The organism is Lentzea sp. NPDC020367 (assembly GCF_044387305.1).
Lineage (GTDB): Bacteria > Actinomycetota > Actinomycetes > Mycobacteriales > Pseudonocardiaceae > Lentzea.
Genome location: NZ_JBIRVV010000001.1, coordinates 68361 through 90107 on the forward strand (window position 1 = coordinate 68361; position 21747 = coordinate 90107).

Below are 21747 nucleotides of genomic sequence, written 5' to 3' on the forward strand. Positions count from 1 at the left end.
CTTTACGGCGGAAGCTTGGAGCTACAAGACCGAAGCGAAGTTCTCCTGGAGGCAGTTGTGTTGCGAGGAATGTCGACCGTGTCCTACTACGCCGACGACCTGACCGAGGCCCGTGACTGGTACGCGCGGTTCCTCGGGGTCGACGCCTACTTCGAGCGGAGCACCCCGGACGGCACGCTCGCCTACGTCGAGTTCCGGATCGGCGACTACCAGGCCGAACTCGGCCTCGTGAACCGCCGGTTCGAGGTGACGCCGTCCGACGGACCGGCGGGGCAGATCCTCTACTGGGCGGTCGACGACCTGGACGCGACGTTCGCACGGTTGCAGGAGTTGGGCGCCAAGGTCCACGACGAACCCCAGGTGCGCGGCCCGGGCTTCGTGACGGCGTCGGTGGTCGACCCGTTCGGCAACATCCTCGGGGTCATGACGAACACGCACTACCTGGCCATCGCGGAGCAGAACCGCCGCGACTGAAAGCCGTCCGCTGCCGCATATCCTGCTGAAATGACGACTCGCCTCGCCATCACAGGACATCGCGGACTCTCCGCCGAACTGGAGGCGCGGATCGACGAGATGATCCGCGCCTCGGTGGCGGAGCACGGCGACGTGGCCGGGGTGTCGTGCCTGGCGGACGGCGCGGACGCGGTGTTCGCGCAGGCCGTGCTGGAAGTGGGCGGCGCTCTCGTCGCGGTGCTGCCGGCCTCGAGGTACCGCGAGACGTTGCCCGAGGACTACCGGGCCGTCTACGACGGGCTGCTCGCGCGGGCGGCCGAGGTCGTGCAACTGGAGTACGTCACGCCGGATCCGCACGCGTACATGGAGGCGGGCAAGCGGATGGTCGACGAATCCGACTCGTTGCTCGCGGTGTGGGACGGGCTCCCAGGACGTGGACCCGGCGGGACGGCCGACGTGGTGGCCTACGCGCGGTCGCGGGGCGTACCGGTCACGGTTCTGTGGCCCGAGGGCGCCGTCCGCTGAACGCTTTTCCGAGCAGCACCCGGAAGAGCACGGCCGGCCGGAACAGCGTGGCCGGGTGGTCGACCAGGTGCGAGACGCGGATGAACGCACGGTAGACCTGCCGGTTTCCTGGAGCGGCCTCGAACGCGCGGTCGGTGTACCAGCGCAGCAACCGGGTGCTCAGCGAGAGTTTCCTGGCGCTCCAGCCCAGGTCGGCGGTCGTCGCGGACCTCCACGGGGTCCGGGCGGTCCTGGCGACCGCGCGCTGGAAGACGAGCGGTTCCTTGGCGAGGTCGTGTTCCTGCAGCAGTGCGCGCAGATCCAGGCAGTACAGGGCGGCGAGTGTGAGGCCATGGCCGTGCACGGGGTTGAGTGAGACCACGGAGTCACCCAGCGCGAGCAGGCCGCGTGGCCAGTCCGGGACCTGGTGGAAGCGGTTCCACCGGCTGCGCAGGTTGCCCGCCTGGTAGATCTTCGACACCGGGGTGGCCGTCTTGATGATCTCGGCGATGTCCTGGCAGTGCAGGGTCGCGGCGTAGTCGAGGAAGCCGTCGTCGTCGGTGGGCGCGGCGTCGCCGTCCGCGCCGAACAGCGTCACGAACCACTGGTTGCCGTCCACTGTGGACACCGAACCGCCGCGTCGCGCGGCGGGGGCGTGGGTGACCTCGAAAGCGGTCTTCCAGTCGAGTTTCAGGTCGCGGTTCACCTCGTAGAGGCGTGAGGTGAAGCTGAGGTGGCCGTTGACGATCATCGGTGCGGGACAGTGCACGCCGAGCTCCGCGAGCCACGACACGAGCTTGCCGTCGCGGCCGGAGGTGTCGACCACGAGATCGGCGTAGTCGGTGAACGGCCTGTCGTCGTGCCGCCCGTGCACCCCGGTGACCGTGCCCCGGTCGTGCAGCAGGCCGTCGATCGTCACACCGTCCACAAGGGACACGTTGGGCAGGCTCAGCACCCGGCGGCGGATGGTCCGCTCGAGCATCACCCGCGTCGTCGAGAGCACGCTCAGGCCCAGGTAGCCGCGCGGTGCCCAGCCGGACGGGGTGCGGATCAGGAAGTCGCTGCCGAGGTCCGCGCGGACCGCGCCCGCGTCCTCCAGTTCCGTGCCGAGTCTCGGGAAGAGCGCTTCGAGCGCGTCCGCCCCGCGCGCCAGCAGCGCGTGGGGGTGGGAGGCCTGCGGGGTGCCCGCGCGGTAGCCCGTGTCGGGGGTGAGCCTGTCCCGTTCGACCAGCACGACGTCGCCGTACGACTCGGACAACACCCTCGCCGCCAGCAGCCCCGCGAAGCCGGCGCCGATGACGAGGGCGCGGTCGGAGTACATGGCGGTCATGCTGGCAGAACGACCTGCCCGGCGGATCCGCCGAGAGTCCTGTGTTCGGTCTCAGTACTGTTGTTCGCTCAGCACTCGCTCGGTACTCATGGGGGAACGTTCCTTGAAGACGATTGAGCTACCCGACGGCGCCGTGATCAGAGGGCGTGGCCTGCGCGACGGCAAGATCGTGGAGCCTCACCCGCGGTACGGGGTGTACCTGCAGCCGAAGCCGGTCGACGTGCCGTGGCCGCACGACTGGATCGACTGGCCGGACTTCCGCCTCCCGCGTGACCACGACGCCGCGATCAGGCTGATCCGCACGCTGCACGCGCGGGCGCTGTCCGGCGAACTGGTCGAGGTGGCGTGCAGCGGCGGCATCGGCCGGACCGGCACGGTGATCTCGTGCCTGGCCGTGCTGGCGGGCGTCCCGGCGGCCGAGGCCGTGGCGTGGACGCGCGCGAACTACCACAAGCGCGCCGTCGAGACGCCGTGGCAGAAGCGCTGGGTCAGGAACTTCCCGCCGAACTAGGAATCGAGCTCGACCACCGAACGCCTGTGCACCAGCTCGACGACCTCCGGCGGCACCGAGTCGCCGGCCGCGAGCAGCCGGGGCAGCAACGCGGCCTCCGTGGTGACGGCGCGGAAGAACAGCTCGACCGTCACGTCGTGGTCGGGCCGGTGCACGACGGTGATCTCGTCGCCCGGCCCGATTAGGCCCGCTTCCAGCACGCGGAAGTAGGCCCCTGGCCGGGCGACCTGGGTGAACCGCTTGACCCAGCCGCGCTGGCCGAGGAACTCGGCGAACGTGCGGCACGGGATGCGCGGCCCGCTGACCTCGAGCAACGCCGTGCCGATCCGCCACTGCTCGCCGACCAGCGCGGTCGTGTGGTCGATGCCCTGCGTGGTCAGGTTCTCGCCGAACTGGCCGGCGTGGAACTCTGCGCCCACCTCCGACTGCCACCAGTCGAGGTCCTCGCGGGCGTAGCCGTACACGGCCTGGTAGTCGCCGCCGTGCGCGGACCAGTCGGCGATCGAGTCACCCGCGACGCCGCTGCCCGCCGACCCCTTGGCGCCCGGCGGGCTGACCCGCAGCGGTCCGTCCACCGGACGCTTGTCGATTCCGGTGGCGCCCGTGCGGGCGTAGCCGACCGGGACCGTCTTCTGGGCGACGTTCAGCGAGAGCACGACAGGCATGGGGCCGAGACTATTGGCCGACCGCCCTGGCAGCGATCGAATTGACGTAGTCCTGGTAGATGCCCACCTTGTGCGTGATCAGGTCCATGCACTCCTGCAGCTGCACCATCTGCTGGGCCACGCGTTGCTGGTGCTCCTTCAGGATGTCCAGGCGTTGCAGCTCGTTGCCGTCGCCCTGGCGGACCAGGTCGGTGTAGCGGCGGATCTCCGGCACGGGCATCCCCGACATGCGCAGCATGATGCACATCTTCAGCCAGTCGATGTCCTGCTGCGTGTACACCCGGCGGCCGCCCGGTCCTCTGTGGACCTGGTGCGCGAGGATGCCTTCCTTCTCGTAGAACCGCAGCGCGTGCACGCTCAGTCCGGTGCGTTCCGCCACCTGTCCGATGCTCAGCCCCATGCTCCGAGCATAGGTGCCGGACTACCCGGCCGAACGCACCTCGACCTGCTCGCGCAGCTGCTGGTAGCGCTCGCGCAGATCGCTGGACTCCTCCCACTCCGCGAGGCTCTCCGGCGTGGGCGTCTTGGATCCGGGCTCGTACGCGATCTGGACCTCGGTCCCGTGCCAGGCGCGGGTGGCGCCCGCGACGTCGGCCGCGGTGCCCTTGTCGAGGTAGTCGAGCAGCGCGAGCTGGACGCGGCGCCGGCCGAACGCCGTGATGGCGGGCTTGACGAGCTCCCGGCTGAACCCGGAGTCCGGTTCGAGGACGGCGGCCTGCATCAACGGTTCGAACCATTCCTCGGGAGCTTCCTCGGTCGCCGCCACCGCCTTGCCGACGGCACGCCGGGCCCGATGGCGCCACGAGGGCTTGACGTCGGGCTGGTCCGCGGCCGGAATCTCGGCCCCCACCAGCGGCAACAGGTCTCGCAGCACGGCTTCGCAGGCGGTCGAACTGATGGTCGTGCGACCGGGCAGGGGCTTGAACGCCTGTCGGTCGCTTTCGGAGGTCATGATCCCGAGAGTAACAACGTGCTTCTTGACCTAGAGACGGCTCTAGTTCGTAGGTTCTCGCCATGAACATGCGCTATCGCGTTCTCGGGGGAACCGGCATCGAGGTCAGCCACCACTGCCTCGGCGCCATGATGTTCGGATCCGTGGCCAACAACGACCACGAAGAGGGCGTGCGGATCATCCATCGCGCCCTGGACGCGGGCATCAACTTCGTCGACACCGCCGACATGTACTCGGCGGGTGAGTCCGAGCAGATCGTCGGAAAGGCGTTGAAGGACCGGCGCGACGACGTCGTGCTGGCCACGAAGGTGCACTTCCCGCTGGGGGAGGGCCGCAACCGCAGCGGCAACTCACGTCGTCACATCCTCAACGCCGTCGAGGACAGCCTCCGGCGGCTCGACACCGACTGGATCGACCTGTACCAGGTGCACCGGCCGGACTACCGCACCGACATCGACGAGACGCTGTCGGTGCTGACCGACCTGGTGCGGGAGGGGAAGATCCGGGCGTTCGGGTGCTCCACGTACCCGGCGGAGGAGATCGTCGAGGCGCACCACGTGTCGATGAACCGCGGCTACCTGCGGTTCAGGACCGAGCAGCCGCCGTACTCGCTGCTGGCGCGCGGGGTCGAGCGGTCGGTGCTGCCGACGGCACAGCGGCTCGGCATGGGCGTGCTGGTGTGGAGCCCGCTGGCCAGCGGTTTCCTGTCGGGCAAGCACCGCAGGGGAGCGGCCGCGGAGGCGTTCCGGGCGACGCTGACGCCTGAGCGGTTCGACGAGTCGCTGCCGGGCAACGCGGCGAAGTTCGAGGCCGTGGAGCAGTTCGCGAAGCTCGCCGACGAGATGGGCGTGTCGCTGCCCGCGCTGGCGGTCGCGTTCGTGACGACGCATCCGGGCGTGACCTCGGCGATCACCGGGCCGCGCACGATGGAGCAGCTGGAGTCGTTGCTGGAGGGCGCCTCGCTGGTGCTGACCGACGACGTGCTGGACCGGATCGACGAGATCGTGCCGCCCGGTGTCGACACCTACGACGTGCACGGGTTCTGGAAGCCCGCGGCGCTGCTGGAGGTCCACCAGCGCCGCAGGCCGCTCGATCAGAGGTAGGTCACCACTGCTGGGTGGTCAGACCGGTGCCCAGGTAGATCTGGTCGAACCCGTTGCCGTCGTTGTCGTCGGTGTAGACGACGGTGACGCGACCCCACGGGTCGACGCCGACGGCGGGTTCGTCCTGCCTGCCGGTGGCGTTCGAGACCGTGAGCTGCCGTTCGGGACGGCCCGTGGTGGTGCCGTCGGGGTTGTAGAGGACGGTGTGGACGTCCTGCGCCTCCGTCGTCGTCACCGCGACGCCGAGCTGGTCGTCGATGCCGATCTGCGGATCGGTGCCGGTGGTCGACGCGACGGCACCACGGGAGGTGCCGGCCGCCGTGAACGACTGGGTGCGGACCCCGGACTGCTCCCAGGCGATGGCGAAGTCGCCGTTGAAGTTCGCCGCCACGGCGGGGCGTTTCCCCTGCCCCGTCGTGGTCTGCGCCTGCTTCACGCCACCGGACGCGGTGACGATCTTGCGGGCGACGTTCGCGTCGGCCTCCCAGGCGATGATCGCGTTGCCGGCGGCGCTCATCGCGACCTGGGGCTTGGCGTGCGTGCCGCCGGCGTTGTTGACCTGGGCCTCGTAGGTCTTGGAACTGATGGACGCGAACACGCTCACCCGCACGGTGGGCGCGGCCGTGCCCTGCTGGTCCTCCCACGTGACCGCGAAGCCGCCGGAGTCCGGATCCGCCGCCACGCTGGGGAAGTACTGCTGGCCGTCGGCGCTCGCGTTGGCCGTGCCGGAACCCGACACGGTCCCGGACGCGCTGATCGAGCGGACGGCGATGTTGTAGTAGCCGTTGCCGTCCGGGTCCTCCGACCACACGACGACCGCGCTGCCGTCCTCGTGCAGCGAGACGTCCGGCTGCCAGTGCCGCCAGTCGCCGGTGCCGCCGGTGGAGAGCTTCTTCTCGTAGACCGCCGCTCCCTCCTTGAAGAGGCGGATCCAGACGTCGGAGTGGATCGGGTCGGTGGGGGCCGTGGTGTCGCGGTCGTCCTCCCACACGACGGCCGTGTAGCCGTTGCGGGTGGCGGAGACGGACGCGTTGTCCTGGTCTCCGGTCGAGTCGCTGTTGACCGTGGACCACGTCATCGGGGCTGGTGCCAGCAGGAGGCTCGCGATCAGGAGTGTCTTCACGGTGCCTGCAATCCGGGGTTGGTGGCCTCGACGACGTAGCTGCCGACGGTCTTGACCGGGTAGTCGCGCACGGTGACCTTGTCGACGGCCCGGTAGTCGACCCGCATCTCCGTCGAGGTGGTCTGGGTCTTCACGTAGCCGCGCAGGTTCTTGAAGTACTTCACGTGCGGGTTCAGCGTCGGGTTGAGGCTGTTGTCGGCCGCGTTGCCGTCACCGCCGGACGTGATCGACGTCGTGACGAGCTCGGTGCCGATGATCCGGTTCTGCGTTCCGTAGTTCTGCATGAGGTTCGCGCCCCAGCTGCGGTGCACGTCGCCGGTGAGCACGACCGTGCCCTTGTTCCCGTTGGCGTCCCACGCGTTCTGGATGCGCGTGCGGTTGGCCGTGTAGCCGTCCCACGCGTCCATGCTCTTGGAACCGTCCGCCGCGGCGAGCCGTTGGGCGAAGAACACCTGCTGGCCCAGGAAGTCCCAGGTGCCGAGCTTCTGCCTGAGGCCGTCGATCAGCCACGTCTCCTGCGCCGTTCCGGTGAGCGTGCGCGCCGTGGCGTCGGCTTCCGGGCAGACCTTCGTGCCGTCACCGCACGCCTGGTCGTCGCGGTACTGGCGGGTGTCGAGCATGTGGAACGTGGCGAGGCTGCCCCAGCGGACCCTGCGGTGCAGCAGCATGTTCTCCGCCGTCGGTGCCTGGGCGGAGCGCAGCGGCATGTGCTCGTAGTAGGCCTTGTACGCGGCCGCGCGCCGGGCCGTGAAGTCACCGGCGGGGCTGCTGTCGTTGCGGACGAGATCGGCGTAGTTGTTCTCCACCTCGTGGTCGTCCCAGACGACCAGCCACGGTGCGGTGGCGTGCGCGGCCTGCAGGTCCGGGTCGGCCTTGTACTGGGCGTGGCGGACCCGGTAGTTCGCGAGCGTGCTGATCTCGGTGGCGGGGGCGAACTTGCGGATCTTCGTGGTGGTGGCGGCGCCCTCGTAGATGTAGTCGCCGAGGTGCAGGATCAGGTCGGGGTGTTCCTCGGCCATCCGGCGGTAGCCCGTGAAGTAGCCCTCCTCGTAGTGCGCGCACGAGGCGAAGAGCATGGTCAGTGCGGGCGAGGTGCCGACGGCCGGTGCGGTGAGGGCGCGGCCGACGGGGGAGATGTGACCGCTGGTGCGGAAGCGGTACCAGTACTCACGTCCCGGCTCCAGGCCGGTGAGGGTGACGTGCACGGCGTGAGCGCTTGCCTGGGTGGTGGTGAACGTGCCGGTGCGGACGATGGCGGTGAAGCGTTCGTCGGTGGCGACCTGCCATTCGACGGCGGTGTTGGTGTTCGGCATGCCGCCGAGACCGTCGGCGTTCAGCGGGTTGGGGGCGAGGCGGGTCCAGATCACGAACCCGTCGGCCGCCGGTTCGCCGGACGCGACTCCGAGGGTGAAGGGATAGCCGATGGCGTTGGCCAGTGCGGGAAGGAGAACCCCGGCGCTCGCTCCCGCGAGGCCGCCCACGATGAAGGTGCGTCTCCGTAACGTGGTCATGACCCGCAGGCTTACCGAACGCGGGTAAAGGTCCGCCTAACGGCGTGCGGCTTCAGAGTGGTTTCCCACCAAGCAAAAGCGGCGATGTCGTCGTTGTGGATGTCGAACGCGTCGGCGAGCAGTTCGGCGGCGCTGAGCGGGAGGCCGGTGTCGCGGACGGCGCGGTAGAGCAGGGCCACGTGGTCGCGGGACCATCTTTCGAGGCACAGGCCGGGTAATCGCTCCGCCTCGCAGCACGGCTGGGCGCACACGACGATGTCGAACCACTCGTCGTCGTGGTCGTTGAACGCGACCGTGACGCCGTACCGGTCGGGGTGCAGCGCGGTGACCTTGCTGTGGCGGGTCTCGTAGTGCAGCGGGTGGGGCAGCGCGGCGAGTCGTTTCGCGGCCAGGCGGTCCGGGCCGGTGAGCACGACCGGGTCGTGGTGGGTGCCGTGGTCGAGCACGACCACGTCCCACGTGCTGCGGGCGAGCCTGAGTGCGGTGGCGAGACCGGAGATCCCGGCCCCGACGACGAGTGCTGTGGCCATGACCAGCCCCTTCCCCTAGGATTGAGGCTAGCGAACGTTCAGAAATTTCTGAAGACAGGATGACTGTGACGGGCGAGACAGAGCGCAGGGAGGCCGCCGAGCAGTTGGCGCTCACGCTGGTCGGCGCCGGGATGCAGCGGATGGGCGCGCGGACGATCGCCGCGTTCATGTTCACCGAGAAGGAGTCGCTGACCGCGGGCGATCTCGCCGAGGAGCTGGGCGTGAGCGCGGGATCGGTGTCCGGCGCGATCAAGATGGTCGCGCAGATGGGCCTGATCGAGCGGATCTACGTCGCGGGCAGCCGGCGTGAGCACTTCCGGATGCTGGACAACGCCTGGACGACGCTCTACTCGCGCCAGCACTCCGTGGTCGACGACGTGCTTCGCGCCGTGGACAAGGGCGTCGAGGCGGTCGGGCCGGGCCTCGCGCACGACCGGCTCGAGTACATGCGGGACTTCTACACGTTCCTGATCAACGAGGCGCCGGTGCTGGTGGAGCGGTTCGAGCGGCAGCGTCGTGGAGAACCCCGTTCATGATCAGGTCCAGCATCCGCTTCGCCTGAGCCGGGTCGCCGTTCTGCGCGACGCCGATCAGCAGCGCCATCAGGTCCATCGGCTCGGTGTGCGCGCCGAGGGGTGCGAGCAGGCTCGACACGGCCTCGGTCATCTTCGCGCGGCTGTGCTCGAACGGGTTGAGGCCCAGGGCGATCACGGCCTGCAGCGCGTCCTTGAGGTCGCGTTTCGTCGCGGCGTAGGCGATGAAGCGGTCCATCCACTCCCGTAGCGCGGCTTCGGGTTCGTGGGTCTTCAGCAGCTCGGGCGCGGCGTCGCAGAGCTTCTCCAGCTCGGTGCGGTAGACCGCCTCGATCAACGCCTCGCGGGTGGGGAAGTGGCGGTACAGCGTGCCGATCCCGACGCCCGCCTTCTTGGCGATGGCGCCGAGCGTCGCGTCCTTCTCGTGGGTGAACGCGTCGAGCGCCACCTCGATCAGCAGCCCCCGGTTCCGGACCGCGTCTGCACGCACTTCATCACTCCTATGGGGTACGTCACTTGCTAAACGGAGGCCCCTCCGCTTACGGTGGAACCCGAACCGGAGGAACCTCCGTTTCAGTGTACGACACAGGTTGGGGAAACAGGATGAGTGAGCGCATCACCACCCCGTTCGGGTTCGGGAGCACGGCTCTCGAGGTCGTCGAGGGCGTCGACCTCTCGGGCCGTCGCGCCGTGGTCACCGGTGGAGCGTCGGGCATCGGCGTCGAGACCGTGCGGGCGCTTGCCGCCGCGGGCGCCGAGGTCACCATCGCGGCACGCGACCTGGAGGCGGCCCGCAGGGTCGCCGCCGACGTGTCCGCTTCTACTGGCAACAAGAGTGTTCTGGTCGCTCCGCTGGAGCTGACCTCGCAGGAGTCGGTCAAGGCCTTCGCCGTGGCGTGGGACGGCCCGCTGCACCTGCTGATCAACAACGCGGGTGTCATGGCCTCGCCGCTGACCCGCACGCCGGAGGGCTGGGAGCTCCAGTTCGCCACGAACCACTTCGGCCACTTCACGCTGACGCTGGGCCTGTTCGAGTCGCTGCGCGCCGAGGGCGCCCGCGTGGTCAACGTCAGCTCGGCGGGCCACCTGTCGAGCCCGGTGGTGTTCGAGGACATCCACTTCGAGCGCCGCGAGTACGACCGCTGGAAGGCGTACGGCCAGTCCAAGACCGCGAACGTGCTGTTCGGCGTCGAGGCGGGCAGGCGCTGGGCCTCCGACGGCATCACGATGAACGCCCTGATGCCGGGCGGCATCCTGACGGCGCTGCAGCGCCACATCTCGCAGGAAGAACTCCAGGCGCGCATCAAGCTGCGCGGCGGCGACAACCCGTTGCGGCTCAAGACGCCGGAGCAGGGCGCGGCCACCACGCTGGTGCTCGCCGTGTCCCCGTTGGTCCAGGGCCGTTCGGGCCTCTACTTCGAAGACTGCAACGAGGCCGTTCCCCACGCCGAGGGCATGACCAACGGTCTGGCCGCCTACGCGGCCGACCCCGAGTCCGCCGCCCAGTTGTGGAAGGTCTCCGAGGAAACGCTGAAGGTGCAGGCATGATCACCACAGGATTCGGATTCGACACGACGGCCCAGGAAGTGGCGAACGCCGCCGACCTAACCGGTCGTCGCGCCATCGTCACCGGCGGCGCCTCGGGCATCGGCGTGGAAACGGTGCGCGCCTTGGCCACGGCCGGCGCCGAGGTCACCATCGCGGCCCGCGACATCGACGCGGGCCAGCGCGTGGCCACGTCGCTCTGCAGGTCGACCGGCAACAAGCGGATCTCCGTCGCCCGCCTCGACCTCGCCTCCCAGGAGTCGGTGAAGGCGTTCGCCCGCAACTGGGACGGCCCGCTGCACCTGCTGATCAACAACGCGGGCGTCATGGCCACCCCGTTCACCCGCACCCCGGAGGGCTGGGAACTCCAGTTCGCCACGAACCACTTCGGCCACTTCGCCCTCACCGCGGGCCTGTTCAACTCGCTGCGAGCCGAAGGCGCCCGAGTGGTCAACGTCAGCTCGTCCGCACACCTCATGAGCGACGTCGTCTTCGACGACACCCACTACGCCCACCGCGAGTACGAACGCTGGCAGGCCTACGGCCAGTCCAAGACCGCGAACATCCTGTTCGGCGTAGAGGCAGGCCGCCGCTGGTCCGGCGAGGGCATCACGATGAACGCCCTAATGCCCGGCAGCATCGCCACAAACCTCCAACGCCACCTCACCCCAGAGGAACTGCAGGAGCGCATCCGCCAAAGCGGCGCAGCGGCCACCCGCCGCGTGAAGACCCCAGAACAAGGCGCCGCGACCACACTGGTCGTAGCCACCACCCCACTGCTGGACGGCATCTCGGGCAGGTACTTCGAAGACTGCAACGAGGCCACCCCGGTCTCAGACGCCAGCCCCCTGCGCGGCGTCGCACCGTACGCGCAGGACCCAGAGGCAGCGGCCCAACTGTGGAAGGTCTCCGAGGAGACCCTCTGGTCCCTGAAGGCGGCCTGACCCAGCAGAGGCGGCGCCTGTTGGTGGCCAGGCGGGGCAAGCCTGGGCCACCAACCTCAAGGCCCCGCGGCCGAGACGGCGGCGCGAGTCACCGTGCGATGTCGGTTGATGTCGTCCACCCCAACAACCACTGGAAGAACTGGCCAGGCTCGTCGACTGAGCCTGGCTAGCCGTACTCCTCCAGGTAATGCACCACCCGCTAACGACGTGCCTTGCGCTCGCCGCCCGGTGTTGCGTTCGCGAGTGAACGCCGGGTCCGTCTGCGCGAGCAGCACGTCGATCTTGCATGATCCCCATCCCGACGGCGCTGTCCCGAACACACGAGGGACTGGCGGCCTCGGCCCATCCCGGTTCCCGCGGGACCGGACGTTTTGGGCAGGGCCGAAACGTCTCAGCGAAGTTGACGTTGTTCGCGCACCGCTGGCAGGGTCGATCCCGAGGGCGTCTTCGCGCGGCTGGGGGTGAACAGCCGGAAACAGTCCACTGACGATCGCTGTCGATGAGCTGCTTCTTCTACGCGGCCCGGTAGGTGATTCCGCACGAACGCCTGGGTTGCTCGAACCACGGCGGATCCCGCTCTGTCGTAGCAGAGATCGAGAGGAAGTTCTTTGAGGTTGAGAACCAGAGTTCTTGCGCTCATCACGTTCACTCTGTCCACAGTCCTGGTCGGCACCACGCCCGCACCCGCCGCTACCGCCCAGACCCTGAAACTCGCCGCGCCGGCCGGCAGCGGCCTGCCGCCCTACATCGCCGTCATCAAGCCGGTCACCGCAAAACGGCTCGCCTCCAGTTGGCGCGAAGGCTGCCCCGTCGGCCCCGATCAGCTGCGGCTGGTCAGTCTGAACTTCGTCGGCTTCGACGGTGCCGTGCACCGCGGCGAACTGATCGTCAACGCCGATCTCGCCACCGAGGTCGCCCGCACCTTCGCCGACCTGTACTTCGGCCGGTTCCCCATCGAGCGGATGGAGACCATCGAGAAGTACGACTCCGACGACGACGCGTCGATGGCGGCGAACAACACCTCGGCGTTCAACTGCCGGCCGATCACCGGCGGCACCGCCTGGTCCAACCACTCCTACGGCCGGGCCATCGACATCAACACCGTGCAGAACCCCTACATCTCCCGCAGCGGCGCGGTCTACCCGCCCAACGGCGCGCCGTACGTCGACCGCACCCAGAACGTGCCCGGCATGATCCACGCGGGCGACGCCACCGAGCAGGCGTTCACCACACGCGGCTGGACCTGGGGCGGCTTCTGGGACACCCCGATCGACTACCAGCACTTCGAAAAGCCCTGACACCAGCCCGAGAAGCAGTCGGCGCGTGGCACCGCGCAACGCGAACAGCGCCCAGGATCGCCGCCGGATGGGGCGGCGGCGATCTGGGTGCCACGACGGCGACAGGCGAAGGCTCGGGTCCACCGACTCGACCCAACAGCCGATCATCGGCAGGTGAGTGCGTTCACGGTGCCCGCAGTGAGGCACCGGGGTGTTGTTCCGGTTCTGCCAGTCTCCATCACATACCTGGATCCGAAGGGCTTGCCGGTCGCCCCGGCGGGTGTTCGAGGACAGAGATGCCGTTGCGGCGGAGGGCGTGGGCCAGCACGCCGTGGTTGTGGTTCTCCGCGGCGGTGACGGCCTGGGCGCCGAAGAAGCACAGGGATTGCTCGTAGGGATCGCCGGCCACGCCGAAGGACAGGTCTTTCGCGACGAAGATCGAGTAGTCGCGGTTGGGGTAGTGCGAGTACTCCCAGCGGTCCAGGTCCCGTATGTCGGTGACCCGGTGGGGACGGTACTGGGTCGACGGGTGCACACCGTCGTGGTGGAACACCGAGTCCCAGTATTCGACGCAGTCGCGCAGGACGTCGCACACCAGTTGGGCGATCAGGAGCGTGGCGTCAGGGAACGGTCGGTCCGAGGTGCCGCACGGAGGCAACGTCCACGTCACCGACGGGACCGGCTCGCGGATCGACGCGCACGTCGGCACCTCGGCACGGAAACGTCAGCGGGCCTGAGATCGACTGTTGGTGCAGGAGGTGGTCGTGTCGTGACCAATGCCTTGTCAAAGCAGGGATGCTCAGGGATTCGCACTGGATCAACGAGACTGCGGCGGAGGACCCCGCGATCCCTGACTCGGTGCTGGCGAAGTGGAGCTGGTACCGGACGACGTCGAAGCGGGCGTGCGGTCTGTCGCATCGTTTCGAGGTGCTCAATCTCGCGCTTGCCGCTCTGGCGCCGGCAATCACCCTGACAGTCGACCAACCGGTGATCGGTGCCTTGCTGGGTACGGCGGCAGTCATCGTCGGTGGGATCCGCAGCAGTTACCGGTGGCAGGAGAACTGGATCTCCCGGAGCCGCACGCGGTATGCGATCGAGCGGGAGATCACCTACTACAAGCACCGCGTGCCGCCCTACGACACCAGGTCCAACGCTGCGACCTTGGTCACGACCGTCGAAGAGATAACCGAAGCCGAGGGCCGGGCGTGGGAGGCCGACCGCCGCAGCGTCACCTCCGCGCAACAACCTCCCGCCACCAACTGAACCAAGAGATCAGGGAACAACGAGCAACTGTCGGTGGTGGAGGAAACAGTGCGCCGTTCTGCTCGCCGCATGAGCGCGCGTTGGCTGGAACTGGTGCACCGGCGGCCCGGCCTTCGCCACAGCGAGGCAGTGCGGGAATGGTCATGAGTCAAATCGTGGACCGCAAGATCACCCGAGCACGAGGTGCTCGCCGGTCTTGTCCGCATCTTCACCGACGACCAGCATCACCTGAGCGTGGAGCAGGCCGTGGCCCGATGCACCGCAGGCGAGTTCGTGGCGGGCTGGTCAACGACTAGGAAGCTGTAGGAGCCTTGTGCGTGGTCAGGTCGCCGGACCGCGTTGGGACTTCGCGCGCTGGCGATGTGTTAGTCGCACAACGTCGAGTCGATGGATCGCGGCTTGTGCGAATCTCGCTGCTTGATCTCCTTCAGATTCGCCTCGAACGCGTTGTCCCACGGGCCGCCGAGGAACTTCTTGATCGCCGCGTTGAGTCTGACGCACAGGCCAGGCACGTCCTTGCGCATCCCCACGCCGTAGAACTCGTTGTCCTTGATGGGGAACTCGGGTTCGTCCTCCCACTCCGCCGGTGCGACTGTGGTCTTCTGGTCGAGGGTGTACGCGGTGAGGATGGACTGGTCGGTCACGACCCCGACGACTCCCAGGTCGGTGGGATCGGCAAACCGTTTGAAGCACTCGGGCTGGTCGAGTTTGACACCGCCGCCGTTCAGATAGTCGACCGCGGTTGTGCCGTTGCTGGCGCACACTCTCGCCACGGGTATGCCTGAACGGACCTCAGGCAACGCGGCCAGCTTTTGTTCGGAGTACATGATTCCCGAGTTGTCCTTGTAGTACGGCCCTGCGAAGTCGATGAGCTCGCGCCGCCATTTCGAGGTGTCGGGCCAGGCTTTGCCCTCGATCGAGAAGTTTGAAATGACGAGGTCGACCCTCTTCTCCAGCAGCGCGGTAACGCGGTCGCCTGGCTTGAGCGGTTCGTAGCGCACGTGATCGGCACCGACTTCCGTGGCGATGAACTTCGCCAGGTCGATGTCGAAGCCCTTCGTCATCGTCTGCCCCGACGGGTGGCTCCATCCCGGCAACGTGCCGTTGATGCCGATGACGAGTTCGGAGCCTAGGTACTTGGCGGGGAAGTCGAAGGAGACGTAGGCGACACCGGCCGAGGCGGTCGACATCACGACGGCGGCGAGCAGGGGGAGCAGTCGGGGACGGGTCATGAAGTACGGTTCCGTTTCTGGGAGGACGCGGTTCCGACCGCCGCCAGATAGCTCAGGACCGCGGCCACCGAACCCGCGAGCAGCGCCTGCTCGGCCACGCAGCCGAGGAGCAGGAGCACCAGGCCGGTGAGAGTTCCACACGCTCCTCCGCTGGCGATCCACCAGCGGTCGGTCAGTGGGGTGGGCGTCCTGTGGGCGGGCGCCGGCGACGTGGGTGTCGGCGGTGACAGCGTCGGTGGCACGGTGGCGGGTTTGTCGTCGATGTCGTCGAGGACTCGCCGGGACTCGTTCGCCACGGTTCTGCTGTCGTCTTCGACGAGCCGGACAAGCGCGGCTCTGGACTCGCTGCGCACAGCGTCATCACCTGTCTGATGCAGCACTGCGAGTTTGCCGACCGCGCTGAGGCGAACCGTGTTGATGGGGTCGATCAGCAGAGCGCGAACGTCGTCGGGGAGCGCGGTGCTCGGCCGGGTGGCTCGGTTGCGCACGACGGCCAGGTGATCGACTGTCTCCGTCGAATGATGTCGCGGCTGCGGTAGTTCCTCCGCCATCAAGGTGTTCCTCAGGATGGGGAACACCCTTGGCAGCGAGAGGAAGTCGTTATGACCGGGCACACCCTCGGTGAGCAGGCGGGTCAGTGCTCCGGTGAACGCGGTGTTCCGCGCGTTCTGCGAGGCGAACGCCCGCTCGTTCTCCGAGACGGCCGTCAGCGTGTACGCGCCGGCGACCTGGAACAGGTCGCCCTCACCCATCGCATCCGGCAAGGCCAGGCCTGCGAAGCACGTGTCCACGATGATGATCCGGTTCGCCGCCGGGCTGTGCCGCACCACGTTCCGAACGTCGCCGAAGGACAACGCGTCGAGCCACCAGAGCCGTTCCGCCGGATCTGTCTTCTGCAGGCAGACGTAGAGCTCGTTGCCGACCGGGTCCTTGGGTCGTGCGTGACCGGCCAGATACACGAGCAGCACATCGGTGGCGAGGTCGGCGTTCTCGCCGAGTACACGGAGGACGCGGCGCGGATCTGGCTCGTCGAGCACCTGCACGCAATGGTCGCGCCGGAAACCGCCGAACTCTTTGTGCGTCAGCACTTCCATCAGGTCGATGACGTTGTTGCGCACGCTTTCCAGCGAGGATTCGGCCAGCTCGCCCGAATAGGTCGTGGTGCCGATGAGGACGACCCGGGAGTTGTCAGGAACGGGAAGACGCATCAGTACCTTCGAGGTGTGCGCCGAGGAGGAGGTCGACGATCGAGCCGTGGGCGGTTCCCCTGGCGACCACGATCCGCACCTTCTCCCCGTTCGGTCTTGTCACGGTCAGTTCCAGTTCGGTCCCGCGGTCGGGTTCGCGCACTTCCAGGTAACGGCAGACCGACCGGGCCAGAGCGGCGATGGCGTCGCCGTCGGCGGCGATCACCACGTCCATGGACATCGACTCCGGTGGTGGCGGCACGGACTTGGTCCTGATCTTTCCGCGAAGGTCGTCCTCGCGGTTGAGCCAGGTCCACAGAACGCCGGTCTCATCGCCCGCGTCAACGAGCAAGTTCATCGATTCTCCTTCCGGCTGAGTGGAGATCGACGTGACTGCGCGCGGTGTTACTTCTGTTGATGGCAAACAAATGTTGCGAACACAGGTGGAATTCCGGCGGCCATCTTCACCGAGTAGTGGTGGTTTGCTGACGAGGAGAAAATGCTGGTTGTCTGCCGCAGTGCTGGAGATCATGGAGCGCCATCGGCATGCGCGCGTCTCTGTTCGGAACACGATCAGCGGCATGAGCGGTGTTCGTGCTGTGTGGACGAGGTGCTGATACAGCGGTCTGCTGATGGCTTGAGCTGTGTCGTCAGGATTCGGTGGTCCGGGCTGGTCGTGTGTCGGTATGGCCGGGGTTTCGCCTGAGGTGGTCGAGGATTTCGCAGTCGCAGGAGCCCAGCACCTTCACCGCGGATCGGGAGAGCAGGTCCCAGGACAGTCCGCGGGCTTCGATCCAGTTCCGTACGGCGGGGAAGGTGATCCGGTGTTCGCACGCCGTGCTCGCCAGGCGTTCCCGCAGGTGCTCCACGAGGGCGTGCCGGTCGTCCGGCGTCAGATCGAGTCGCCGGTCCGCGCGTCGGACCCGGTCCGCGTAGAACTCCTCCCGCCGGGCGCGGGCGGCCTGGTCGGTCAGCCCGGAGGTTCGCAGCCGCGCCTCGAAGACGTTCACCCGGAACCGTTCCAGGGACAGGATGGTGGTGAAGGTGCCGTCGGTGGGAAGGACGGCGATCTCGTGCCCCTCACGGTGGAAGCGCTCGAACGTCTCGCCGAGCAGCGTGTCGACGTCGACCGGGACCGCCGGTTCGGCGTCCTCGAACCCCATCGCTTCGGCGGCCATCCTGGCCAGCCGGGGGTGCGGCCACAACGGGACCAGGGCGTTGTCCTGGTCGTCGATCTCCAGCAGGCCGGTCTCGAAGTCCCACGCCCACACGGTTCCGGTGGCGGCGACCGTGGTGAAGAAGTACTCCTCGCGGCCGGGCCGGCCTCCGGCCCACAGTTCCCGGGCCTCGTCGTCCGACAACGAGGAGATCGTGGTCATCGGGTCTGCTCCTCGTCGTACGCGGTGGCGGGCGAAGCCTAATCCTGTCCAGGCGATGAGAGCCGCCAGGTCGGACTGTTCGTTCCGCTCATGGGCATGAGGGCGCTCGGCGGCATGAGAGCAAGTCAATCCGTTGGTTCGGCGGTTCGGCGCGCTCGTGCCAGAGCATCAGTCCATGCGTTGGTGTACTCATCTGCCATGACCCAGCGCAGGCTGTGGAACAGTTTTTCGCCGTTGCCCTCCGCGATGTACACCCGATCTGCTTGGCGCCAGATCAGGATGCCCCAGCCTTGGTCGAGGTCCGTGTACGGCTGCAGGGTGTTGCCCAGAGGGATGTTTTCCGCAGTCCACCTACGAAGATCCTGGTCGACGTCGTCCCACCAGGGGAAGCCGGCGATCTCCTCGCCTTGGTCATCGGTGAACCGCAGCGCGGTACTGCTGCTGCGCTGAAACAGCTCGATCTTGAATCCGTCAACACGCGTGAAGAGTTCGAGATCGCTCCTCGCAACCACCTCCTCGATGCTCAGTTCGAACATCGGACGCCTCCAGTTCGATCGAGCCGCATCCTCTTGCAACGGAGTCATCATCCGCCGCCGCGACCGGGGGTTGTACCTGCGCTCCTTCGGGCGCACGCCCATCGGCATGACCGCGCGCGTTCTCGGGCTGATCATGGGCAAGCGACGCCCGTGCCGAGCGCGGCTGGTGAGGCCTATGCGAGGCAGCGCAACCACACCACACGCGGTCCGCCGACCCCCTCCTGGCCAGCCTCCACATCCACGATGCCCAACCGCACACGGGTCTTCACGGCAGTGTCGGTACCGACACAAGTAGGCCCGTCCGAACCGTCATGCCACACGCCGTCTCTGCCTGCCCACGACGCGCCGACGATGATGTAGCCGCTACCGTCACGGGTGTCGTCGCTGTCGTGCAACGCGATCGCCGTCCCGCTCGCGTTCGGCATCGCCCAGCCCTCGACGACATCGGCAGTCGCTGAGTGTCGCGTGGTGAACCCCCAAATTCCGAACACGGCCGCGACTACGACACCCAAGGCAACCGGTGCAACGAACCGCCTCGTTTCCATAGCTGTTTCATACCAGCACATTTGGCAGGGGTGTCGTCGACTTTGTTCGTGGTGTTCTCGGTCGTGTCGATGTGCAGCCAGAACGAGAACGCGCCGGTGGCGCGGGAGGCAGCACAACGCAACTCCGGGCACCATCGGTACGAAGCGGTCCGGCCGCCCAAGGTCCTTCGTACCTTGTCGGGGGCCCGGCCGCGTCGATACGGTCTCGTCGGCCATGGATTTCCAGTGGCACATAGGGTGTTTGGGGGATCATGACCCACAGTCTGGGCACCGAGATGCAGGGAATGCCGGGCCGCTGGACGGGTGTGGCGCGAATCGACCAGATCGCCACCGAGGTGTTCCTCGGTGGCGGCCTGATCCAGTTGCTGACCGAGTGCGACGCGACCAGCCAGCTGCTCACCGACAGCGCCCTCAGCGAGTCCGACCAGTTGAGGACGCTCTTCAGCGTCGTCCAGCCGAACCACCCGGGGTACGACGAGCGCCGCGCGATCACCTGGTTGGCGTTCTCCTACATGTGCGCGTACATCGACGAGCTGTCCAAGACGCAGCAGGGCACCGAGGAGGACAACACCTACTTCGCCCGCAAGAACGCGCTGAAGGCAGTCGTCGCCGGACGGAACGACCTGCTGAAGAGGCTCATCGAAAACCCCGACATCCTGTTCGTCGGCGCCGACAAGCCGATGAGCGCGCTCTGCAAGCTCCCAGTGGTCAAGGGCGTCGGCACGCCGACCGTCAACAGTGTACTGGCCGATCACGCCAAGCTGACCAGTGCGGCGAACGAGTCCAAGTGGCAGCGCATCACCGACGCCGAGTGGCTGAAACTGTGCGGCGCGAACTATCGCATCATGCGGATCGACGTGTCGGGCTTCCACTTCCAGGTCGACAACCTGCAGATCGTCACGATCGAGGCGACGATGATCAAGGGCGTGTCGTTGTCGGCGGCGGAATGCGTGGTCAGGCTCGCGGACCGCAGCCTCCGCCGCCAGACCGAAGGCCACTTCGTCGGACAGGTGCTGAGCCTGCGCTACGGCCTGGACGGCAACCTCTGCGAGGACGACACAGCGAACATGGCGACGCAGACGGCCGGTGACGCCCACTGGCAGGACAAAGCCGCCGACTGGCGACTGGGCCTCGGCGGCAACCGCATGACCTACTACACCGAGGTCCATCCCAAGATCACCCAGTACCTGTGCAGCGTCGTGCCGTTCACGTCCACCCCGAAGAAGATCACTGTCCTGGACATCGCCGGCGGCAACGGCGACCTGGCCGAACGGGTCATCAAGGAGCTGGCCGCGTTGTTTCCCGCGATGAGCCTGAACTACGTCCTGGTGGACTACAGCCCGACCGACATCAAGGTCGCCACCCGCCGATTCCGGCAGCTGTCCGTGCCGCCCACGTTCAACCTGACCGCCAACGCCCTGCTGCGAGACATGCTCAGCTACAACTACGACGCCACCAAGGCGGCGGCCGATCTCGGCGTGTCGCAGGGTGCGGACGTCATCATCAATTCTGGTGGCCTGCTGAACAACCAGATCGGCAACACCAAGGACACGCCGGAGAAGTTCAACCTGATGTTCGCCCACCTGCTCAAGCAGGGCGGGTTCGGCGTCTACGGCGGCCTGACGCCGTTGTTGGTGAACGCGGCTACACACCGCAAGCACGGCTTGACCGTCATCAACCTCTACGACCCTGAGCGCCAGCGCCAACTGCACGTGGTGCGGAAATAGCCGCCCGTTGGCCGGGATTGGCGTACTGACGACCCGGCCTTCGCGACGGCCAGTCGGTGTGGCGTTGATCGGTGGAACACATCCGCGGGTTCGTGAGTTGGGGTTGGTTATGAGTCAACTCGTGGACCGTACGATCACTGCCTTGCGTGCCGAGTACGACGTGCTCGCCGGTCTCGTCCGCACCCTCACCGACGAACAGCTGGGCCTCACCAGTGGTGCCGAGGAATGGACCGTCGCGCAGGCCCTGTCGCATCTCGGCAGTGGTGCGGAGATCGGTCGTGCGCCGATCGCCTCGGCCGCCGGTGAGACCGTGACGGTCGAGGACAACCAGACGATCTGGGCTCGCTGGGACGCGTCCGCGCCGCGCGCGCAGGCCGAGGGGTTTCTGGAGCACAACGGCCGCTGGCTCGACATGGTCGAGGCTCTGACGCCCGAGCAGCGCTCGTCGCTGACCGTCGACCTCGGCTTCCTGCCGGAGCCGATTCCGTTGCTGACCGCCGTGGGCATGCGGCTCAACGAGGTGGCCAACCACTCGTGGGACGTGCGGGTGGCCTTCGACCCCGACGCCGGGGTGAACGCCGACTCGGCCGCGGTGCTCGTCGACCTCCTGGCCGGGCCTCTGGGCTTCCTGCTGGGCTTCCTCGCGAAGCCTGCCGAGCTCGAGGCGCCCGTGTCCGTCGCGATTCCCGGTGCCGGTCTGGTGATCGACGACGCGGTCACCGTGGTGGACCACCTCGAGGCACCTTCCGCGACGTTCAACGGGCCGCAGGAAGCGGTCGTCCGCCTGATCAGCGGCCGTCTCAAGGCGCCGTACGACAAGGGCGTCACCGTCGAGGGCGGCGTCACGCTCGACGACCTGCGTCGCGTGTTTCCCGGCTTCTGACGACCCGCCGTCAG

The 21747-nt window shown here is 67.6% G+C and carries 25 protein-coding genes; 11 read left to right on the forward strand and 14 right to left on the reverse strand.

The genetic code is table 11. From position 1 onward, the window contains the following. Positions 1–69 precede the first annotated feature (69 nt). Positions 70–474: a VOC family protein gene (locus tag ACH413_RS00295; protein ID WP_360029405.1), complete on the forward strand. Its 405-nt coding sequence runs from the start codon at positions 70–72 to the stop codon at positions 472–474. 30 nt (positions 475–504) lie between these two features. Further along, positions 505–978 (forward strand): hypothetical protein, encoded by a 474-nt coding sequence (locus ACH413_RS00300; protein ID WP_360029406.1) that lies wholly within the window; start codon positions 505–507, stop codon positions 976–978. On the opposite strand, the gene ACH413_RS00305 is transcribed toward ACH413_RS00300, so the two are convergent. Beyond that, entirely contained in the window at positions 944–2278 is a 1335-nt protein-coding gene (locus tag ACH413_RS00305; RefSeq protein WP_360029407.1) for a hypothetical protein, read from the reverse strand. The genes ACH413_RS00300 and ACH413_RS00305 overlap by 35 nt on opposite strands. Before the next feature lie 97 nt (positions 2279–2375). On the opposite strand from ACH413_RS00305, the gene ACH413_RS00310 reads away from it, so the two are divergent. Further along, positions 2376–2798 carry a protein-tyrosine phosphatase family protein gene (locus ACH413_RS00310; RefSeq protein WP_396424837.1) on the forward strand — a complete coding sequence of 141 codons (423 nt, stop codon included), beginning with the start codon at positions 2376–2378 and terminating at the stop codon, positions 2796–2798. Here ACH413_RS00310 and ACH413_RS00315 read toward each other — a convergent pair. The 3 genes from ACH413_RS00315 to ACH413_RS00325 are packed head-to-tail and all read right to left on the reverse strand — an operon-like array spanning position 2795 to position 4415. Continuing rightward, the gene (locus ACH413_RS00315; protein ID WP_360029409.1) at positions 2795–3463 is read right to left on the reverse strand and encodes an MOSC domain-containing protein; all 669 of its coding nucleotides are present in this window, start codon (positions 3461–3463) and stop codon (positions 2795–2797) included. The two genes, ACH413_RS00310 and ACH413_RS00315, sit on opposite strands and share 4 nt — an antisense overlap. A 10-nt stretch (positions 3464–3473) precedes the next feature. Continuing rightward, positions 3474–3863 carry a MerR family transcriptional regulator gene (locus ACH413_RS00320; RefSeq protein ID WP_360029410.1) on the reverse strand — a complete coding sequence of 130 codons (390 nt, stop codon included), beginning with the start codon at positions 3861–3863 and terminating at the stop codon, positions 3474–3476. 21 nt (positions 3864–3884) lie between these two features. Beyond that, positions 3885–4415 carry a hypothetical protein gene (locus ACH413_RS00325; protein WP_360029411.1) on the reverse strand — a complete coding sequence of 177 codons (531 nt, stop codon included), beginning with the start codon at positions 4413–4415 and terminating at the stop codon, positions 3885–3887. Positions 4416–4483: 68 nt separating this feature from the next. Between ACH413_RS00325 and ACH413_RS00330 the strand changes: the two genes are divergently transcribed. Continuing rightward, positions 4484–5518 carry an aldo/keto reductase gene (locus tag ACH413_RS00330; RefSeq protein ID WP_396424909.1) on the forward strand — a complete coding sequence of 345 codons (1035 nt, stop codon included), beginning with the start codon at positions 4484–4486 and terminating at the stop codon, positions 5516–5518. A 1-nt stretch (position 5519) separates the two neighbouring features. Here ACH413_RS00330 and ACH413_RS00335 read toward each other — a convergent pair whose 3' ends face one another. Genes ACH413_RS00335 through ACH413_RS00345 form a run of 3 tightly spaced genes read right to left on the reverse strand, consistent with a single transcriptional unit; the run spans position 5520 to position 8682 of the window. Next, entirely contained in the window at positions 5520–6641 is a 1122-nt protein-coding gene (locus ACH413_RS00335; protein ID WP_360029413.1) for a hypothetical protein, read from the reverse strand. After that, entirely contained in the window at positions 6638–8152 is a 1515-nt protein-coding gene (locus ACH413_RS00340) for an alkaline phosphatase D family protein (protein ID WP_360029414.1), read from the reverse strand. The genes ACH413_RS00335 and ACH413_RS00340 overlap by 4 nt, the downstream gene beginning before the upstream one ends. An 11-nt stretch (positions 8153–8163) precedes the next feature. After that, a complete protein-coding gene (locus ACH413_RS00345; protein ID WP_360029415.1) occupies positions 8164–8682 on the reverse strand; it encodes an FAD-dependent oxidoreductase in 519 nt (172 codons plus the stop codon). A 65-nt stretch (positions 8683–8747) separates the two neighbouring features. Here ACH413_RS00345 and ACH413_RS00350 point away from each other — a divergent pair, with 65 nt between their 5' ends. Next, positions 8748–9218 (forward strand): MarR family transcriptional regulator, encoded by a 471-nt coding sequence (locus ACH413_RS00350; protein WP_360029416.1) that lies wholly within the window; start codon positions 8748–8750, stop codon positions 9216–9218. On the opposite strand, the gene ACH413_RS00355 is transcribed toward ACH413_RS00350, so the two are convergent. Continuing rightward, positions 9154–9705 (reverse strand): helix-turn-helix domain-containing protein, encoded by a 552-nt coding sequence (locus ACH413_RS00355; protein ID WP_360029417.1) that lies wholly within the window; start codon positions 9703–9705, stop codon positions 9154–9156. The genes ACH413_RS00350 and ACH413_RS00355 overlap by 65 nt on opposite strands. 113 nt (positions 9706–9818) lie before the next feature. On the opposite strand from ACH413_RS00355, the gene ACH413_RS00360 reads away from it, so the two are divergent. From ACH413_RS00360 to ACH413_RS00370, 3 genes are all read left to right on the forward strand, one after another. Then, positions 9819–10763, forward strand: a complete 945-nt coding sequence (locus ACH413_RS00360) for an SDR family NAD(P)-dependent oxidoreductase (protein WP_360029418.1) — start codon at positions 9819–9821, stop codon at positions 10761–10763. Continuing rightward, positions 10760–11704 carry an SDR family NAD(P)-dependent oxidoreductase gene (locus ACH413_RS00365; RefSeq protein WP_360029420.1) on the forward strand — a complete coding sequence of 315 codons (945 nt, stop codon included), beginning with the start codon at positions 10760–10762 and terminating at the stop codon, positions 11702–11704. The genes ACH413_RS00360 and ACH413_RS00365 overlap by 4 nt, the downstream gene beginning before the upstream one ends. A gap of 608 nt (positions 11705–12312) precedes the next feature. Continuing rightward, entirely contained in the window at positions 12313–13002 is a 690-nt protein-coding gene (locus ACH413_RS00370) for a M15 family metallopeptidase (protein WP_396424838.1), read from the forward strand. Between the two features lie 217 nt (positions 13003–13219). Here ACH413_RS00370 and ACH413_RS00375 read toward each other — a convergent pair whose 3' ends face one another. Then, on the reverse strand, positions 13220–13690 hold the full coding sequence (locus ACH413_RS00375) for a DUF2716 domain-containing protein (protein WP_360029422.1): 471 nt from the start codon (positions 13688–13690) through the stop codon (positions 13220–13222). A gap of 149 nt (positions 13691–13839) precedes the next feature. Between ACH413_RS00375 and ACH413_RS00380 the strand changes: the two genes are divergently transcribed. Further along, positions 13840–14244 carry a DUF4231 domain-containing protein gene (locus ACH413_RS00380; protein WP_360029423.1) on the forward strand — a complete coding sequence of 135 codons (405 nt, stop codon included), beginning with the start codon at positions 13840–13842 and terminating at the stop codon, positions 14242–14244. Between the two features lie 365 nt (positions 14245–14609). On the opposite strand, the gene ACH413_RS00385 is transcribed toward ACH413_RS00380, so the two are convergent. The 5 genes from ACH413_RS00385 to ACH413_RS00405 form a co-directional block, all read right to left on the reverse strand. Continuing rightward, positions 14610–15476: a transporter substrate-binding domain-containing protein gene (locus tag ACH413_RS00385; RefSeq protein ID WP_360029424.1), complete on the reverse strand. Its 867-nt coding sequence runs from the start codon at positions 15474–15476 to the stop codon at positions 14610–14612. Continuing rightward, on the reverse strand, positions 15473–16684 hold the full coding sequence (locus ACH413_RS00390) for a hypothetical protein (RefSeq protein ID WP_360029425.1): 1212 nt from the start codon (positions 16682–16684) through the stop codon (positions 15473–15475). Before ACH413_RS00390 ends, ACH413_RS00385 begins: the two co-directional genes overlap by 4 nt. Then, on the reverse strand, positions 16665–17021 hold the full coding sequence (locus ACH413_RS00395) for a hypothetical protein (RefSeq protein ID WP_360029426.1): 357 nt from the start codon (positions 17019–17021) through the stop codon (positions 16665–16667). Before ACH413_RS00395 ends, ACH413_RS00390 begins: the two co-directional genes overlap by 20 nt. A 292-nt stretch (positions 17022–17313) precedes the next feature. Then, positions 17314–18042, reverse strand: a complete 729-nt coding sequence (locus ACH413_RS00400) for a DUF2695 domain-containing protein (protein ID WP_360029427.1) — start codon at positions 18040–18042, stop codon at positions 17314–17316. A 125-nt stretch (positions 18043–18167) separates the two neighbouring features. After that, positions 18168–18578: a hypothetical protein gene (locus ACH413_RS00405; protein WP_360029428.1), complete on the reverse strand. Its 411-nt coding sequence runs from the start codon at positions 18576–18578 to the stop codon at positions 18168–18170. A 796-nt stretch (positions 18579–19374) separates the two neighbouring features. Here ACH413_RS00405 and ACH413_RS00410 point away from each other — a divergent pair. Both ACH413_RS00410 and ACH413_RS00415 read left to right on the forward strand, forming a co-directional pair. Next, entirely contained in the window at positions 19375–20850 is a 1476-nt protein-coding gene (locus tag ACH413_RS00410; RefSeq protein ID WP_360029429.1) for a class I SAM-dependent methyltransferase, read from the forward strand. A gap of 142 nt (positions 20851–20992) precedes the next feature. Further along, a complete protein-coding gene (locus ACH413_RS00415) occupies positions 20993–21733 on the forward strand; it encodes a maleylpyruvate isomerase family mycothiol-dependent enzyme (RefSeq protein WP_360029430.1) in 741 nt (246 codons plus the stop codon). Positions 21734–21747 lie beyond the last annotated feature (14 nt).

Excerpts from the sequence above, each read along its gene's own strand:
- ACH413_RS00305 (WP_360029407.1), bottom strand. The coding sequence starts at position 2,278 with ATGTACTCCGACCGCGCCCTCGTCATCGGCGCCGGCTTCGCGGGGCTG.
- ACH413_RS00345 (WP_360029415.1), bottom strand. The coding sequence starts at position 8,682 with ATGGCCACAGCACTCGTCGTCGGGGCCGGGATCTCCGGTCTCGCCACC.
- ACH413_RS00405 (WP_360029428.1), bottom strand. The coding sequence starts at position 18,578 with ATGTTCGAACTGAGCATCGAGGAGGTGGTTGCGAGGAGCGATCTCGAA.
- ACH413_RS00360 (WP_360029418.1), top strand. The coding sequence starts at position 9,819 with ATGAGTGAGCGCATCACCACCCCGTTCGGGTTCGGGAGCACGGCTCTC.
- ACH413_RS00385 (WP_360029424.1), bottom strand. The coding sequence starts at position 15,476 with ATGACCCGTCCCCGACTGCTCCCCCTGCTCGCCGCCGTCGTGATGTCG.
- ACH413_RS00295 (WP_360029405.1), top strand. The coding sequence starts at position 70 with ATGTCGACCGTGTCCTACTACGCCGACGACCTGACCGAGGCCCGTGAC.
- ACH413_RS00300 (WP_360029406.1), top strand. The coding sequence starts at position 505 with ATGACGACTCGCCTCGCCATCACAGGACATCGCGGACTCTCCGCCGAA.
- ACH413_RS00365 (WP_360029420.1), top strand. The coding sequence starts at position 10,760 with ATGATCACCACAGGATTCGGATTCGACACGACGGCCCAGGAAGTGGCG.
- ACH413_RS00340 (WP_360029414.1), bottom strand. The coding sequence starts at position 8,152 with ATGACCACGTTACGGAGACGCACCTTCATCGTGGGCGGCCTCGCGGGA.
- ACH413_RS00410 (WP_360029429.1), top strand. The coding sequence starts at position 19,375 with ATGACCCACAGTCTGGGCACCGAGATGCAGGGAATGCCGGGCCGCTGG.
- ACH413_RS00395 (WP_360029426.1), bottom strand. The coding sequence starts at position 17,021 with ATGAACTTGCTCGTTGACGCGGGCGATGAGACCGGCGTTCTGTGGACC.
- ACH413_RS00310 (WP_396424837.1), top strand. The coding sequence starts at position 2,376 with ATGGGGGAACGTTCCTTGAAGACGATTGAGCTACCCGACGGCGCCGTG.
- ACH413_RS00320 (WP_360029410.1), bottom strand. The coding sequence starts at position 3,863 with ATGGGGCTGAGCATCGGACAGGTGGCGGAACGCACCGGACTGAGCGTG.
- ACH413_RS00400 (WP_360029427.1), bottom strand. The coding sequence starts at position 18,042 with ATGACCACGATCTCCTCGTTGTCGGACGACGAGGCCCGGGAACTGTGG.
- ACH413_RS00325 (WP_360029411.1), bottom strand. The coding sequence starts at position 4,415 with ATGACCTCCGAAAGCGACCGACAGGCGTTCAAGCCCCTGCCCGGTCGC.
- ACH413_RS00330 (WP_396424909.1), top strand. The coding sequence starts at position 4,484 with ATGCGCTATCGCGTTCTCGGGGGAACCGGCATCGAGGTCAGCCACCAC.
- ACH413_RS00390 (WP_360029425.1), bottom strand. The coding sequence starts at position 16,684 with ATGCGTCTTCCCGTTCCTGACAACTCCCGGGTCGTCCTCATCGGCACC.
- ACH413_RS00315 (WP_360029409.1), bottom strand. The coding sequence starts at position 3,463 with ATGCCTGTCGTGCTCTCGCTGAACGTCGCCCAGAAGACGGTCCCGGTC.